Raw genomic sequence first — 13,868 nt, 5'->3', positions numbered from 1 at the left:
CCCGCCGCCGGCAACACCGGAGGCAGGTCCTGCGGTGCCACCCGGCGCGCCCGGCCCTCCGCCGCCCGGCACGCCGGTGACAGACCCATACGGCGCGGGCGACCAGCCGACCGACACGGACACAGACACACCGGACACAGGGCCAATCGATACGGATACGGATGCCAGCATGGATACGCCGGACGCAGGCACACCCGATACCGGCACGCCAGATACAGACGCACCAGATACAGATTCGCCAGACACGAGTGCGCCTGATACCGATCCCGGCACGGACACGCCGACCGACACACCCGCGGATACACCGGACGATTCAACAGATACGGCTGACACCGACACGACCTCGCCAACAAACACGCCGGATACAACCGAGCCGCCAGCGCCTGTCGAACCCGCCTTCTCCTTCTATGGTCCGGGCGCCCTTCTGCCAGGCACCGGCGAGGGGGCCGGAGAGGAAACGATCTTCGCGCCGGACATGGTTTTCCCGATCAAGGACTCCCCGGCCTATTTGCAATCCATGGTCTTCACCTTCGGCGGCGGCATGGTCGGCGGCGACCAGTGCGACGAACGGAATTTCGAATATCCGTGGCGGGACAATTTCTGCGAAACACGCACATCGAACCGGAATTCGGCTTATTGCCCGCGCAGTAAGATCCATCAGGGCCAGGATATCCGCGTCGGCACACCCGCCAGTTGCCAGTCAGAGCGCTCCACATCCGCAGCGGATCGCGACGCGCATGAGGTCGTGGCCGTGGAAGACGGCGTCATCTCCAATGTCGGCTCCTACAGCGTGAACCTCCGCTCCGGCGGGCGGATCTACAAATACCTGCACCTCAACATGAAGAAGCTCTCCGTTTCCATCGGCGACACGGTGCAGGCAGGCGATACGATCGGCTATGTCTCGAACGATTTCGGCGGCACGCCGACTGTGTTGCACCTGCATTTCGAGATCACGCAGAACAATGGCAGCGGCGGCTGGGATTATGTCCCGCCCTACACGTCACTGGTTGCCGCCTATGAACGGCGCGAGAACGGCCCCGGCGAACTGATCGACGATGGCGATGTCGCGATTGCATCCGTGCCGGCCTTCGTGATCCCCGAAGGCGTCGAGATCATCGAATAGGGTCTGGTTCAGACTGTCTGGCTCAAGCAGGCCGGAAAGTCAGCGCCACGCCATTATTGCACCAGCGCTGGCCCGTCGGCGCAGGCCCGTCATTGAAGACGTGGCCCTGATGGCCGAGGCAGCGCGCGCAGTGATATTCCGTGCGCGTATAGAACAGCGTGTGGTCGTCCTTGGTACCCATGGCGCCCGGCAGCGGTTTCCAGAAGCTTGGCCAGCCTGTGCCGGAATCGAACTTTGTTTCGGACGAGAAGAGCGGCAGATCACACCCGGCGCAGTGATAGGTACCTTCGCGTTTCTCATGCTCCAGCGGTGAGGTGAACGGACGCTCGGTGCTTTCCTGGCGCAGCACGGCGAATGCCTTCGGATCCAGCCGGTCTTTCCACTCTGCCTCTGTTACCTTGCGCCATTCGCTGCTGGCATAAGGATCGCCGCCCTCGCCGTTCGCTTCCGGCTCTGCAACCGCATTGCTGGAGCCGCCGGAACAGGCAGCAATCACGAGAGAAGCGGTGCCTGCAAACAGGAGGCCGCGGCGGGACAGCATGGAAGTCGTCGGTTTCATGCCCTTTCCCTACATCCGAAGGTCCCTCGCAGGCGACACAAATTCACGTGAGATTGTGTGAGAGGCTTCAAACGCCGCCATCGACCCAGACTTCGCCTGACAGATCGTCCAGCTTGTCCTGGAAATGCGCCCGCACGTCTTCCACGGCCTGGTTATAGACCGCCGGGCCCATCTGTTTCAGCATCAGTTCGATAATGGCTTCGGCGCGGAAGCCGCTGAGGTCCTCGTCGAACTCCTCCGCGAACAGGCGCCGCAGGTGACCTGCAAGCGCCTCACGCCGGTCATCCGAGAGGGTCAGCGGTTTCATGCGTCCGGTTTAGCACCATTCTGGTTCCGGCCGAAATTCACCGCGCCGGAATCCTGCCCGGCATCGATGACGGCCTTGCGGATCGTCCGGGCACGGGTGAACTCCTGCATCAGGAAATCGCCATCGCCCCAGCGGATCGCCCGCTGCAGGGCGGCCAGGTCTTCGGAAAATCGCCCGAGGCATTCCAGCACGGCTTCCTTGTTATTCAGGAACACGTCGCGCCACATCACCGGATCCGACGCCGCGATACGGGTGAAGTCCCGGAAACCGCCAGCGGAGAATTTCACCACTTCGCCCTGCTCAACCGTCTCCATGTCGAAGGCCGTGGAGACAATATTGAACGCGATCAGGTGCGGCAGGTGGGAGGTGATGGCCAGCACGCGGTCATGGCGGCCGGCATCCATGGTTTCCACCTTCGAGCCCAGCGCCCGCCAAAAGGCTTTCAGCTGTTCGGCCGCGGCCTCATAGGCCTCCCCTTTCCCGCTCTGCGGCGTGAGGATGTACCAGGCATTGCGGAACAAGGTGGGGAAGCCGGCTTCCGGCCCCGATTGCTCCGTGCCCGCCACGGGGTGGCCTGGAATGACGAACACCCGCCCATCATCGGCAGATGCCAACGCCTCGGCAGCCTGCTTCTTCACCGAGCCCACATCCGACAGGATCGCGCCTGCCTTCATATGCGGCACAGCGGCCTGCGCCACCGGTGCCAGCGCGCCGACCGGCACACACAGGATCACGCAATCTGCATCCTTCACCGCTTCGGCGAGCGTTCCGGTCACATTTCCGAGATCGAGCCCCTCTGCGCGGGCCCGCACATCGTCACTGACATCATAGAGCGAGACGGCCCCGGCGGCGTCATAAGCCGTTGCGGCCCGCGCGATGGAAGAACCAATAAGGCCAACGCCGACAATGGCGATCCGCTCGAAAATGGGGTCAGACATCTGGGGGTATTCCATCTTGCGAATTACAGCTCGCTCTGGTGGGCAATCGGGCCCCGCCCGTCAAGTGCCGCCCGGCGCCCGCGTGCCATCTGTCGCATTGAAGTCTGCGCCTCTGGGCACGATGTGTCGGCCGAGCCCCCCGGAGACCGCCCATGTCCAAACCGTCCCCCATCCTGTCCGGCCTGAAGCTGAAATGCGGCAATTGCGGCGAAGGCAAGCTGTTCAAAAGCTATCTGAAGCTGAACGACGCCTGCCCTGTCTGCGGACGGGAAATGAGCAATGACGACACCGCTGATGGCCCGGCCTTCTTCGTCGGGTTCGGCGTGCTGATCCTGGCCGCGCCATTCATGTTCATCGTGCCCCTGATTCCGATGCCGCTGGGCCTCAAGATCCTGGCCTTTCTCGTGATGTCCGCAATCATGATCGGCCTAATCCTGGCGCTACTGCCCATCGCCAAGGCGATCCTGCTGAATCTGCAGCTGCACCACGGCGCGACCGAGGTTAAAGCGACAGATGTCAAAGCAAGCGATGTCGACGCGGATGCAAACGCTTCCTGAGGCGTTTGCCCTAGCCTGAAACGGCCAGTTCGTCGCGTTCGCCCGTGCGGATGCGGATGACAGACCCGAGATCCAGGATGAAGATCTTCCCGTCGCCGATCGTGCCGGTGTTGGCTGCCTGGGTGATGGCATCGGCAAACCGTTCGGCGGCATCGTCCGGACAGGCAACCTCGACCTTCACTTTCGGAAGCAGGCGAACCTCGTATTCGGCACCGCGATACACCTCGGTTTTGCCGAGCTGGCGGCCATAACCACGGACCTCTGAAACGGTCAGTCCGGTGGCCCCGACTTCGGAAAGCGCGTCGATCACCGCGTCGAGCCGGCTGGGCTTGAAAATGGCTGTGACAAGCTTCATGGCGCTTCCCCTAACAGTTGCTGCAGTTGCGAAGTATCTGCCGCTTATATGACACGTCAATGACTTTCGCGTTTTGGAGAAGGCACAGGACGGGGAATCCGTACCTTTTCGGTAACAGGTGCGGGCGCCCCGCCGCCCGGTTGGGCATAGAGCCGCTTGACCGCTTCAACCAGGACGACCCCGCCAAAGCCGGGCGTGATCAGACTGCCAATCGCTTCCCAGCCCTCAGCCGCCGAGGTGACGAGCCCTGCCGACACAGGCGGCATGTAGAGCGCACTGGTCGAGGCGGTGACCTGAAACAGGCCAGACGACAACAGGTTCATCAGCTGCGACCGGGTCCACGGCCGGCCCTGGCCGAACGGTGTGCGCGTCGCCCGTGACCACAGCCCGCCCCGGTTCGCCGCCGCCAGCACGATACGGCCTTCCGGCGCTGTGATGCGCCAGATCTCACGCAGATAGGTGCGCGGATTGCCCGTCTCCTCCAGCCCGTGCAGCACAATCACCCGGTCGAACATGCCGTCCGGAAAGGGCAGCCGGTCGTCGCCCACACCGACGCTGGCATTGCCGCGACCGGAATAATCCCACTTCACGGGCCCATGTTCGAGCGGCACGGCAGCGACGATCCGCGACGGCGCGTCGCCGAACGCGTCCAGCACGGGAATGGCAAAGCCGAGCCCCAGCAGAGACAGGCCCCGCGCCTCACCCCACAGATCCGTCAGCTTGCCGGACAGGATGCGCGTCGCCGCTTGCCCCAGCGGGGCGGAGTAAAAGCGTTCGAGCGTGACAGCATCCTGACGCATGGGTTTCCCTGTGCTAGGCCAGTCTTCAGGAGACAAAGATGACCAAGATCACCCTCGACGTACACCGATTTCCCTGCCTGAACGATAATTACGGCTATCTCGTGCATGAAGCCTATTCCGGCGAGACAGCCGCCATCGACACGCCCGACGCCGACAAGTACCTGGCCGAGGCGAAGCGGATGGGCTGGCACATCACCCACATCTTCAACACCCACTGGCACCCCGATCATGCCGGCGGCAATCTGAAGATCAAGGACGCGACGGACTGCACGATCTACGGCCCGGCGGGCGAAGCGGAAAAGATCCCCGGCATCAATGTGAAGCTTAAGGAAGGCGACACGGTGGAGTTCGGCCGCGCCACCGCCCGCGTGCTGGATGTACCGGGCCACACGCTGGGCCACATCGCCTATCACTTCGCGGAGCAGGAGACGGCCTTTGTCGGCGACGCCCTCTTCGCCCTCGGCTGCGGACGCGTCTTCGAAGGCACGATGGAGATGATGTGGAACAGCCTCTCCAAGCTCAAAGCCCTGCCGCCGGAAACGCTGATCTATTGCGCGCATGAATACACGCAGGCCAATGCCCGCTTTGCCGAGACGATCGAGACCGGCAATGCGAAACTGACCGACTATGTGAAAGAGATCGACGACCGCCGCGCCAGGGGCCTGCCAACGGTGCCGACGAGGCTCAACCTGGAACTCGCCACCAACCCCTTCCTGCGCGCCGACGTGCCGGAACTCCAGGCCGCCATGGGCCACCCCGGCGACGCCGTCGCCACCTTCGCCGAAATCCGCGGCCGCAAGGACCGGTTCTGATGCAGGCCATCTCCGGCGATCTCGGCGCGCGGGAGGTGATCCGCCTCCTGAACATGGCGCCGCATCCGGAGGGCGGGCATTATGTGGAGACGTTCCGTGCCGCTGCAGCTGAAGGCGAGCGCCCAACCTCCACGCTGATTCATTTCCTGCTGCAGGCAGATGAAGTCTCGGCCTGGCACCGGGTGGATGCCGACGAGATCTGGCTGTGGCAGGCAGGCGGGCCGCTGGTGCTGACCACCGCGACCCCGGAGGGCACAGCGCCGCGTGCCGTCACGCTCGGGCCTGACCTTCGGTCGGGACAGTCGCTGCAAGGTATCGTACTGGCGCATCACTGGCAGGCCGCCGAAACATTGGGCGCATGGACGCTGCTCTCCTGCGTCGTGGCGCCGGGCTTTGACTTTGCAGGCTTTGAACTCGCGCCGGAAAACTGGCGCCCGAAAGCCTAGCCGCGCAGACGCATGGCAAGCCCGATCAGCGGCACCATCAGAGCTGTCGCGAACTTCTCTCCCGGCGTCTTTGCGAATTTCCGGAAATAGCGCTTCAGGCTCTTCACCTTGTGACCCTGCACAAATGCCGAAGGCGCATCTGACGTGGACGAGTAATGCAGCGCCCCTGCCTTAGGCTGGTAAGTGACCGAGCCGCCTGCCTCAATCGCCCGGCGGCACAGGTCTACATCCTCAACATGCAGGAAATAGGCTTCATCAAACCCGCCGAGCGCTTCGTAATCGTCCCGGCGGATCAGGAAGAAGGCACCCGTGATCGCGCCGACGCACACCGGGCCATCCGGTTCCGGCGTCCCGTCCAGCGCCCATTGGCCAAGGCCAATCGCGTTCCACAGGGTGAGCGTGTTGCGGCGCGCGCCGCGCTCTTCCTGCCCTTTCAGGTCGAAGATCCGTCCCCCGACGATGGCGGGCCGGGGCGCATCCTGCAGCGCCTCCACCATCGGTCCCATCGCACCGCGCTTGATCACGCAGTCCGGATTGCAGGCGAGCAGCAAGTCGCCGCCGGCCTTTTCCGCCGCCCGGTTCATCGCCGTGCCGAAGCCCGGATTGCCGCCCTTGCGGATCAGGAACGCTTTCGGGCAATCGGCCACGAACTGATCGATCCAGGCTTCGTCGGCGGGCGGGTTTCCATTGTCCACAATGACGATCTCGGTGATGTCCGGATCGCCTTTCAGGGCGTAGAGGCATTCATGCAGGCGCGGCCCGGTCCGGTAGGACACGACCAGCGCGCTGATGGTCGGCAGCGCACTCACAGCGACTCCCGGCGGCGTTTTGCCAGCAGGATGATCGCGATCGCGGCCAGCGCCACGCTCGACCAGAATGCCTCGTTCCACATATTGTAGGCGAAGTTGAACAGGCTGAAGGCGACGCCCGTGACACCGGCAATGGCGAAGCGGACATCCTCGCGCAGCTTGCCCGGTTCCGGCAGGCGGAAGCCCAGCAGGACCAGCGAAAAGGCGAGCAGAATCGCCCCGATCATCCCCGTCTCGGCCCAGATCTGCAGCGGCATATTGTGCGGATGCCCCGGCACGACTTTGTAATAGGCCCAGAAGTCCGGCAGGTGCGCCAGCCAGTCCGGATGGTCGGCATAGGTCTCCTCCCAGGTCTTCGAGGCGGAGATACCGTGTCCGATGAAGGGCCGCTCGGCAATCTTTTCGATCACCACGTGCCAGGCCCAGGCCCGCGACTGGAACGAGCCAGGCAGGTGGAGATTGTAGGCTTCCAGCAGCCGCAGCACCGTGCCGATCAGCATGGGGGCTGAGGCAACATAGGCACCGATGCCGGTGAACAGGATCCGGAAGCCGAGCTTCGGCAGGGCCTGTACCAGGCCGATCGCCAGCATCATGAACACCATGCCGATCACGGCGCTCTGCGAGTCGACCCGCGTGAAGAATAGAAGGCTCGCCACGACCAGAAGGGCCACCACAGGCTTCCAGAAGAATTGCGGGCGGGCGGAGAGATAAGCGATCAGGATCGGCAGGATCAGCGCAAAGGCATTTGCGTTGCGCCCCAGATTCTGGACGCCCGACATGACCTCATTCGGATCGGTGCCGTAGACCGCCTTCAGCAACGGGCCTGAGAAAATCACCGTTACCGCCAGGATCAGGCCCTGCGTCGCAAAGGCGCCCAGCATGACGCGGGTCGATACCTGCGCGCTGCCATCCGCAATGCGCATGGCCCCGCCGATGGCCAGCAAGGCGAAGGCCGCGGCGAGGAAAACCCGCACACTGGTCGCCTTCACTGCAAAATTGCCTTCCAGCAGGCTGCCGCTGGTAAATCCGGTAGAGACAGGCGACCACGCCTCCCCGACCACGACCCAGATCACGAACAGGATGGCCGGTATGGCATAAATGGCCGGCGGCCATTTCGGCCGGGCGAGCGCCAGGGCCGGAAGGGCGGCCAGCCCCAGAAGCGGGGCATAACCCTGCCCGCCGAGCAGGCCCATGACCGGCCAGAGCACAAAGGCAGCTGCAAGCACGGGCGCGTAGGACATGAGTCGCACTCTTCTTCTACTCGCCCCGTTTGTCAGCTGCCCAGATCCAGCCGTTCAGAATCGTCTCAGGCCTTCAGGTCCGGCGCAAGGCCTTCCTGCGACAAGAGCGTGGCTGCTTCGTCCAGCGCAATGATCTGCTGGCCGTTCGAGCCGAGCCGGCGCAGCGCCAGCGTCCGCTCTTCCGCCTCACGCCCGCCGACGACGGCAATCACCGGTACTTTCTGCAGCGAATGCTCGCGGACCTTGTAGTTGATCTTCTCATTGCGAAGATCCGTCTCCACGCGCAGACCCGCCTTGCGAAGGGCAGCCGCCGCCTCCTCGGCATATTCGTTCGCAGCGTCCGTAATGGCAGCCACGACAACCTGAACCGGCGAGAGCCACATCGGGAAGGCCCCGGCATAGTTCTCGATCAGGATGCCCATGAACCGTTCGAACGTGCCGAACACGGCGCGATGCAGCATGACCGGACGGTGCTTGCCGCCATCGGAGCCTGTATATTCCGCATCGAGACGTTCCGGCAGCACATAGTCCAGCTGGAACGTGCCGCACTGCCACGTCCGCCCGATGGCGTCCGTCAGGTGGAATTCGAGTTTCGGGCCATAGAACGCGCCCTCGCCTTCCGCGATCTCGAATTCGAGACCGGCTTCCGCCAGGGCGTCGGCCAGCGCCTTTTCGGCACGGTCCCAGTTCTCGTCCGTCCCGCCGCGCACGTCCGGTCGCGTGGCCAGCTTGTAGGAAATCTCCGTCAGGCCGAAATCATTGTAGACGCGGGAGAAGAGGTTCAGGAAGCGCAGCGTCTCTTCACCGATCTGGTCTTCCCGGCAGAAGATGTGCGCATCGTCCTGCGTCATCTGGCGCACGCGCATCAGGCCGTGCAGCGCGCCATGGGCCTCGTTCCGGTGACAGCAGCCGAACTCCGCCATGCGGATTGGCAGGTCGCGGTAGGACCGCTGGGCATGCTTGAAGATCTGCACGTGCGCCGGGCAGTTCATCGGCTTCAGTGCCATCAGGCTCGTCTCGGCCGGTATCTTCACCTCGTCTTCATCCGTGTTCGGAATGAAGTCCGGCACCACAAACATGTTCTCGCGGAACTTGTCCCAGTGGCCGGATTTTTCCCAGAACACGGAATCGAGCAGCTGCGGCGTTTTCACTTCCGTGTAGCCGTCCTCATCCTGCCGGCGACGGATATAGGCCTCCAGCTGGCGCCAGATCATGAAACCTTTCGGGTGCCAGAAGACAGAGCCCTGCGCTTCGGGCTGCAGGTGGAACAGGTCCAGCTGCTGGCCAAGCTTCCGGTGGTCGCGCTTCTCGGCTTCTTCCAGACGGTGAAGATGGGCCTTCAGGTCCTTCTCGTTCGCCCAGGCCGTGCCGTACATGCGCTGCAGCATCTCGTTCTTGGAGTCGCCACGCCAATAGGCGCCTGCCAGCTTCATCAGCTTGAACGCCTTCGGCAGCTTGCCCGTCGATGGCAGGTGCGGGCCGCGGCAGAGGTCGAACCAGTCGCCCTGGCGATAGACCGTGATGGCCTCGCCCGGCGGGATGATGTCGTCGATGATCTGGGCCTTGTAGTCCTCGCCGATCTTCTTGAACGTCGCGATCGCTTCGTCCTTGTCCCAGACTTCGCGCACGATCGGGTAATCGGCGTCGATGATCTCGGACATCTTCTTTTCGATCTTCTCGAAATCGTCCGTGGAGAACGGCTCCTCGCGGGCAAAGTCGTAGTAGAAGCCATCATCGATGACCGGGCCGATCGTGACCTGGGAGTCCGGATAGAGTTCCTGCACCGCCTGCGCCAGCACGTGGGCGGCATCGTGGCGGATCAGCTCAAGGCCTTCCGGGTCGCGGTCGGTGATGATGGCGACATTCGCATCGCCTTCGAGGGGGCGGACAAGGTCCCACATCTCGCCGTCCACTTTGGCGGCGAGGGCCTTCTTGGCCAGGGATTTGGAAATGCTCTCGGCTACGTCCAGCGGCGAGGCGCCGTCGGCATATTCTCGCTCTGAGCCGTCGGGCAGCGTTACTTTGATCATCGGTCGTCTTCTTCGATTTCGGTCGCCCGCAGGGGGCGCAAATTCCAAGGGCCCGGAAAGCCTGTTGTAAAAGCCTTATGCGGCGGCTTGCTTAGCGCTTCTTTACCGCTTTTCCCACCCTCAAATCGGGCGGTCTGCAGTCAGGCGGCTTCCGGGAATGGGCCGAGCTCTAAATGGTCCATACATGGTGTTCTCGATGGTGTTCGGGCCAGATCAGACACACTGTTCAGGCCGCACCATTCGGGGCTCGGTTTCAGGGCTTTTGGCGGGTGCATGAGGCGGGCGCGCACGGATGTGCGGGCCGAAGGCGCGTCAGGCACCCCGGCGGGTTCGTGTGGTCAGAGCGGTGATCAGACGAAAATGCATGGCGGCGATATGTCATGCCTCCGGAGGTTTTTCAACCGGGTTGCAGGCCTGCCTCATCCTGTGCCCGCTCCAGTCACCATAGCGCCAGGGCTGCCAGGCCGGCACATCTGGCTTCGTCTCCGGCGGCGGGTCACAACCCATCGTGCCGCCTGGACGGCAGCGCAGGAATCGCGCCAGCGTCATCCAGAAGCCCGGCCACCAGCCGAAGCGGGAGACGCATTCAGCCCCGTACTCACTACAGGTTGGCGTGTGCTGGCACCGCGCGCCAAACGCCCACAACACCTGGCTCGGCCCATGCTTGTAGACCCAGAGCAGCCCGTAGGCGGCCCGGTGGCGCAGACTCTTACTCGGCGGCTGCACGAGCGGCGGCGCGCTTCTGCAGCGCTTCCTCGATGGCGGCTACGGCGGCTTCAAAGGCGAGCATGGTGGAGGTGTGGCGGGGCGGATAGTCGGCCACGGGCTCCAGGTGGCGCAGCTCCCAGAAGCGGCCTTCGGGCGGCGGGCCGCCGTCTTTCAGCATGGCTTTGAGAGCGTCACGCGCAGCGATGATCTCGGAGACCGGCGCCCCGACGGCGTGCTCTGCGAGGATCGACGTCGCGGCCTGCCCGAGGGCGCAAGCCTTTGGATCGACAGCGATTTCCGTGACAGTGTCACCCGCTTCGTCCAGCTTCAGATCGACATGCACGATCGAACCGCAGACGCGGGAGACCTTGGTCACAGAGCCTTCGGCATCGCCGAGCCGCCCGACATTCGGGATCTCTGCAGCCAGTTCGAGAATGCGGTTGTGGTAAAGCTCGCTCATCGCCGGCAAGATGGCCCTGCCCTTCCGCCAGTGCAAGGCGGCGAAAGGGCCGGAAGCCTCCCTAGACCCGGCGCCAGGTCGAACCGCCCGCCCCGTCCATGATCTCGATGCCTTCGGCGGCGAGTTCATTGCGGATCCGGTCGGCCTCAGCCCAGTCCTTGGCGGCGCGGGCATCGACCCGCGCCTGAACGCGGGCATCGATCCGGGCGTTTTCGTCATTGTCCCCGCCCTGCTCCCAGTCTTTCGGGGTCAGCGTCAGCAGGCCGAGCAACTTGCCGGCGCCGAGCAGGTTCGCTTTCGCATTTGCCATCGCCGCTTCGTCTTTCTGGTCGGCAGCTGTGTTGGCTTCACCGGCCAGACGGGAAAGCTCGGCGAGCGCTTCCGGCGTGTTGAGGTCGTCCTCCAGCGCGCGCAGCACGCCGGTGTCGCGGGCCTCACCGCCGTCGGCGTCCCATACGCGGCGCAGGGCGCCATAGATACGATCGAGCGTCGCCTTCGCCTGTTTCAGCAGGTCTTCCGTCCAGTCGAGCGGCGCGCGGTAATGCCCGCTCAGCATGGCAAGGCGCAGCACTTCGCCCGGCCAGGCCTTCAGCAGGTCATGCACCAGCACGACATTGCCGAGGGATTTCGACATCTTCTCCCCGCCCATGTCGAGGAAACCATTGTGCAGCCAGTAGTTCGCCATGACTTCGCCGTGCGCGCATTCGGATTGGGCGATCTCGTTCTCGTGGTGGGGGAATTGAAGGTCGATCCCGCCGCCGTGAATGTCGATCGTCTTGCCGAGATGCTTGGCCGCCATGGCGGAGCATTCGATGTGCCAGCCAGGGCGGCCCTTGCCCCACGGGCTGTCCCAGATCGCGTCTTCCGGCTCGCCCGGCTTGGCGAACTTCCAGAGCGCAAAGTCGGCGGGGTCGCGCTTGTCCGCGTCGATTTCGACGCGGGCGCCCGCCTCATTGTCTTCCAGCTTGCGGCCGGACAGCTTGCCATAATCCGGCATCTGCTTGACGGCGAACCAGACGCCTTCATTGCCGACATAGGCATAGCCGCGGCGGACGAGCTTTTCGATCATTTCGATCATCTCGGCAACGTGGTTCGTCGCCCAGGGCTCGATGCTCGGCGGCAGCACGTTCAGCGCGGCCGTGTCGGCATTGTAGATGCCGGCATATTTCTTGGTGATCTCGGCAATCGGCGCACCGGTCTCCAGCGAGGCCTTGATGATCTTGTCCTCGATGTCGGTGATGTTGCGGGCATATACGACGGCGTCCGCACCATAAGTGCGGTTCAAGAGGCGCCGCAGCACATCGAACACGATGGGCGGACGGGCATTGCCGATATGGGCGTAGTTATAGACCGTGGGACCGCAGACATACATCGTCACGCGTTTGGGGTCCTGCGGCTCGAAAACGCGTTTTTCACGCGCAGCGGTGTCGTAAAGGCGGATGGTCATTTGTGTCTCTGGATCGGGTTTGTTCGGGAAATGCCGGCAGGGTCAGTTTCTGGCAGCCCTAATGGCGCGTTGTGGCCTCAGCGGCAACAACAGCAGCGGCGACAGAAAGGAAAAGCAGGCGCGAACATGGGCCGGGCCTTACCAGTTGACGCAGCGAAACGCAATCGGGACTGATCCGGTGACGCGTCGTCACCGTAGAATCCGCTGGAAACCGGGGCTTTGGCCCCTTATGTTCCTCATTATCGCCCTGAGGGTATCAACTCCGGGCGGGCGTTAAGTCCGGGCAGGAGGCAAGAAAGACCTCCAAGGGACGCCCCGGCTCGACCCCCGTCCCTCAGTCGAAGGACTCCACACATGGCAATGGACGCCATCACACCAAAGAATGAAATTGCGCGCGCGGAACCCGTGAAACGCCCATCCAAGGAAGAAGCTGAAGAAGCGGTTCGCACGCTGATCGCGTGGGCTGGCGACGACCCGGCCCGTGAAGGCCTGATCGACACGCCGAAGCGCGTCGTCAATGCCTACAAGGAATGGTTCTCCGGCTATACCGAAGACCCGGTGAAATACCTCTCCCGCACCTTCGAGGATGTGCAGGGCTATGACGACATTGTCATGCTGCGCGACATCGACGTGGAAAGCCATTGCGAGCACCATATGGCACCCTTCCTCGGCAAGGCCTATGTCGCCTACATGCCGACCGAAGCCGTTGTCGGCATCTCCAAGCTGGCCCGCGTGGTGGAGATCTTCTCCAAGCGCCTGCAAACGCAGGAAACCATGACGTCCCAGATCTGCGACGCCATCACCGAAAGCCTCGCCCCGATGGGCACGGCCGTCCTGATCGACGCCGTGCATGAGTGCATGTCCACCCGCGGCGTGCACCACAAGGACGTGTCCACGATCACGACGCAGTTTACCGGTGTCTTCAAATCGGACGCTGACCTGCGCAACCGCTTCCTGCGGATGACCGGCCGCGGCTGATCTCGAGCCTAACCGAACAACGAACCCCGGCCCCGGAAAGGCCGGGGTTTTTTCTGTCTGGGCAGAACACAAATCCAGAATGTTCTCTGTCTACGCACTTTACCACTTTAGGATATTCAGATTTCCACGTGCCGTATCCGGATTTTGGTGATTCACCAGACAAGGGAACAGACTTTTCGAAAAACCGGTCTCAAGGTATGGTTAATGTGGTAGTATCGTGATGGTGTGGGTGGCTCGCCATAAATCAGATATCGCAATTCAAAAAAACTCAAAAAACGGAGCGACATAAAGAGCCAGA

Annotated in this window: 16 protein-coding genes; 5 read left to right on the top strand and 11 right to left on the bottom strand. The window is 63.1% G+C overall.

What is annotated here, in order from left to right; all coding sequences use genetic code 11:
- A partial coding sequence (locus HY26_RS19245; RefSeq protein ID WP_233351611.1) for a peptidoglycan DD-metalloendopeptidase family protein occupies positions 1-1,123 on the top strand: 1,123 nt, incomplete at its 5' end.
- A gap of 22 nt (positions 1,124-1,145) precedes the next feature.
- Here HY26_RS19245 and msrB read toward each other — a convergent pair.
- From msrB to HY26_RS11730, 3 genes are all read right to left on the bottom strand, one after another.
- On the bottom strand, positions 1,146-1,682 hold the full coding sequence (msrB, locus tag HY26_RS11740; RefSeq protein ID WP_112073667.1) for a peptide-methionine (R)-S-oxide reductase MsrB: 537 nt from the start codon (positions 1,680-1,682) through the stop codon (positions 1,146-1,148).
- A gap of 67 nt (positions 1,683-1,749) precedes the next feature.
- Positions 1,750-1,989, bottom strand: coding sequence for a DUF2164 domain-containing protein (locus HY26_RS11735; protein WP_112073666.1), 240 nt, complete (start codon positions 1,987-1,989; stop codon positions 1,750-1,752).
- Positions 1,986-2,927: a prephenate/arogenate dehydrogenase family protein gene (locus HY26_RS11730; RefSeq protein ID WP_112073665.1), complete on the bottom strand. Its 942-nt coding sequence runs from the start codon at positions 2,925-2,927 to the stop codon at positions 1,986-1,988. Before HY26_RS11730 ends, HY26_RS11735 begins: the two co-directional genes overlap by 4 nt.
- 152 nt (positions 2,928-3,079) lie before the next feature.
- Here HY26_RS11730 and HY26_RS11725 point away from each other — a divergent pair, with 152 nt between their 5' ends.
- On the top strand, positions 3,080-3,484 hold the full coding sequence (locus tag HY26_RS11725) for a DUF983 domain-containing protein (RefSeq protein ID WP_051599501.1): 405 nt from the start codon (positions 3,080-3,082) through the stop codon (positions 3,482-3,484).
- A gap of 10 nt (positions 3,485-3,494) precedes the next feature.
- Here the strand turns inward: HY26_RS11725 and HY26_RS11720 are convergent, their stop codons facing one another.
- Entirely contained in the window at positions 3,495-3,839 is a 345-nt protein-coding gene (locus HY26_RS11720) for a P-II family nitrogen regulator (RefSeq protein WP_034761314.1), read from the bottom strand.
- 56 nt (positions 3,840-3,895) lie between these two features.
- Complete coding sequence (locus tag HY26_RS11715) at positions 3,896-4,639, bottom strand: class I SAM-dependent methyltransferase (RefSeq protein WP_034761312.1); 744 nt, start codon at positions 4,637-4,639, stop codon at positions 3,896-3,898.
- Positions 4,640-4,677: 38 nt separating this feature from the next.
- Here HY26_RS11715 and gloB point away from each other — a divergent pair, with 38 nt between their 5' ends.
- Positions 4,678-5,451 (top strand): hydroxyacylglutathione hydrolase, encoded by a 774-nt coding sequence (gene gloB / locus HY26_RS11710; protein ID WP_199288553.1) that lies wholly within the window; start codon positions 4,678-4,680, stop codon positions 5,449-5,451.
- Positions 5,451-5,897: a cupin domain-containing protein gene (locus tag HY26_RS11705; RefSeq protein WP_112073664.1), complete on the top strand. Its 447-nt coding sequence runs from the start codon at positions 5,451-5,453 to the stop codon at positions 5,895-5,897. The genes gloB and HY26_RS11705 overlap by 1 nt, the downstream gene beginning before the upstream one ends.
- Here HY26_RS11705 and HY26_RS11700 read toward each other — a convergent pair.
- The 6 genes from HY26_RS11700 to cysS all read right to left on the bottom strand — a co-directional run bounded on the left by HY26_RS11700 (position 5,894) and on the right by cysS (position 12,592).
- Positions 5,894-6,706, bottom strand: a complete 813-nt coding sequence (locus tag HY26_RS11700; protein ID WP_158531484.1) for a glycosyltransferase family 2 protein — start codon at positions 6,704-6,706, stop codon at positions 5,894-5,896. The genes HY26_RS11705 and HY26_RS11700 overlap by 4 nt on opposite strands.
- On the bottom strand, positions 6,703-7,947 hold the full coding sequence (locus tag HY26_RS11695; RefSeq protein ID WP_034761304.1) for an O-antigen ligase: 1,245 nt from the start codon (positions 7,945-7,947) through the stop codon (positions 6,703-6,705). The genes HY26_RS11700 and HY26_RS11695 overlap by 4 nt, the downstream gene beginning before the upstream one ends.
- Before the next feature lie 65 nt (positions 7,948-8,012).
- Entirely contained in the window at positions 8,013-9,977 is a 1,965-nt protein-coding gene (gene thrS, locus HY26_RS11690) for a threonine--tRNA ligase (protein WP_034761301.1), read from the bottom strand.
- Between the two features lie 378 nt (positions 9,978-10,355).
- Complete coding sequence (gene yidD / locus HY26_RS11685) at positions 10,356-10,703, bottom strand: membrane protein insertion efficiency factor YidD (protein WP_112073662.1); 348 nt, start codon at positions 10,701-10,703, stop codon at positions 10,356-10,358.
- A complete protein-coding gene (locus HY26_RS11680) occupies positions 10,687-11,145 on the bottom strand; it encodes an iron-sulfur cluster assembly scaffold protein (protein WP_112073661.1) in 459 nt (152 codons plus the stop codon). The genes yidD and HY26_RS11680 overlap by 17 nt, the downstream gene beginning before the upstream one ends.
- Before the next feature lie 61 nt (positions 11,146-11,206).
- Positions 11,207-12,592 (bottom strand): cysteine--tRNA ligase, encoded by a 1,386-nt coding sequence (gene cysS / locus HY26_RS11675; protein ID WP_112073660.1) that lies wholly within the window; start codon positions 12,590-12,592, stop codon positions 11,207-11,209.
- A 360-nt stretch (positions 12,593-12,952) separates the two neighbouring features.
- Between cysS and folE the strand changes: the two genes are divergently transcribed.
- Positions 12,953-13,570 carry a GTP cyclohydrolase I FolE gene (gene folE, locus HY26_RS11670; protein WP_112073670.1) on the top strand — a complete coding sequence of 206 codons (618 nt, stop codon included), beginning with the start codon at positions 12,953-12,955 and terminating at the stop codon, positions 13,568-13,570.
- Positions 13,571-13,868: the final 298 nt, after the last annotated feature.

It is taken from the genome of Hyphomonas sp. GM-8P, from assembly GCF_003263315.1.
Lineage (GTDB): Bacteria > Pseudomonadota > Alphaproteobacteria > Caulobacterales > Hyphomonadaceae > Hyphomonas.
The sequence above is the reverse complement of the archived record's forward strand: the minus strand, read 5'-3'. Positions and strand labels throughout refer to the sequence as shown.

Coding starts and splice junctions, on each gene's coding strand:
- msrB (WP_112073667.1), bottom strand. CDS start 1,682: ATGAAACCGACGACTTCCATGCTGTCCCGCCGCGGCCTCCTGTTTGCA.
- HY26_RS11735 (WP_112073666.1), bottom strand. CDS start 1,989: ATGAAACCGCTGACCCTCTCGGATGACCGGCGTGAGGCGCTTGCAGGT.
- HY26_RS11730 (WP_112073665.1), bottom strand. CDS start 2,927: ATGTCTGACCCCATTTTCGAGCGGATCGCCATTGTCGGCGTTGGCCTT.
- HY26_RS11725 (WP_051599501.1), top strand. CDS start 3,080: ATGTCCAAACCGTCCCCCATCCTGTCCGGCCTGAAGCTGAAATGCGGC.
- HY26_RS11720 (WP_034761314.1), bottom strand. CDS start 3,839: ATGAAGCTTGTCACAGCCATTTTCAAGCCCAGCCGGCTCGACGCGGTG.
- HY26_RS11715 (WP_034761312.1), bottom strand. CDS start 4,639: ATGCGTCAGGATGCTGTCACGCTCGAACGCTTTTACTCCGCCCCGCTG.
- gloB (WP_199288553.1), top strand. CDS start 4,678: ATGACCAAGATCACCCTCGACGTACACCGATTTCCCTGCCTGAACGAT.
- HY26_RS11705 (WP_112073664.1), top strand. CDS start 5,451: ATGCAGGCCATCTCCGGCGATCTCGGCGCGCGGGAGGTGATCCGCCTC.
- HY26_RS11695 (WP_034761304.1), bottom strand. CDS start 7,947: ATGTCCTACGCGCCCGTGCTTGCAGCTGCCTTTGTGCTCTGGCCGGTC.
- thrS (WP_034761301.1), bottom strand. CDS start 9,977: ATGATCAAAGTAACGCTGCCCGACGGCTCAGAGCGAGAATATGCCGAC.
- HY26_RS11680 (WP_112073661.1), bottom strand. CDS start 11,145: ATGAGCGAGCTTTACCACAACCGCATTCTCGAACTGGCTGCAGAGATC.
- cysS (WP_112073660.1), bottom strand. CDS start 12,592: ATGACCATCCGCCTTTACGACACCGCTGCGCGTGAAAAACGCGTTTTC.
- folE (WP_112073670.1), top strand. CDS start 12,953: ATGGACGCCATCACACCAAAGAATGAAATTGCGCGCGCGGAACCCGTG.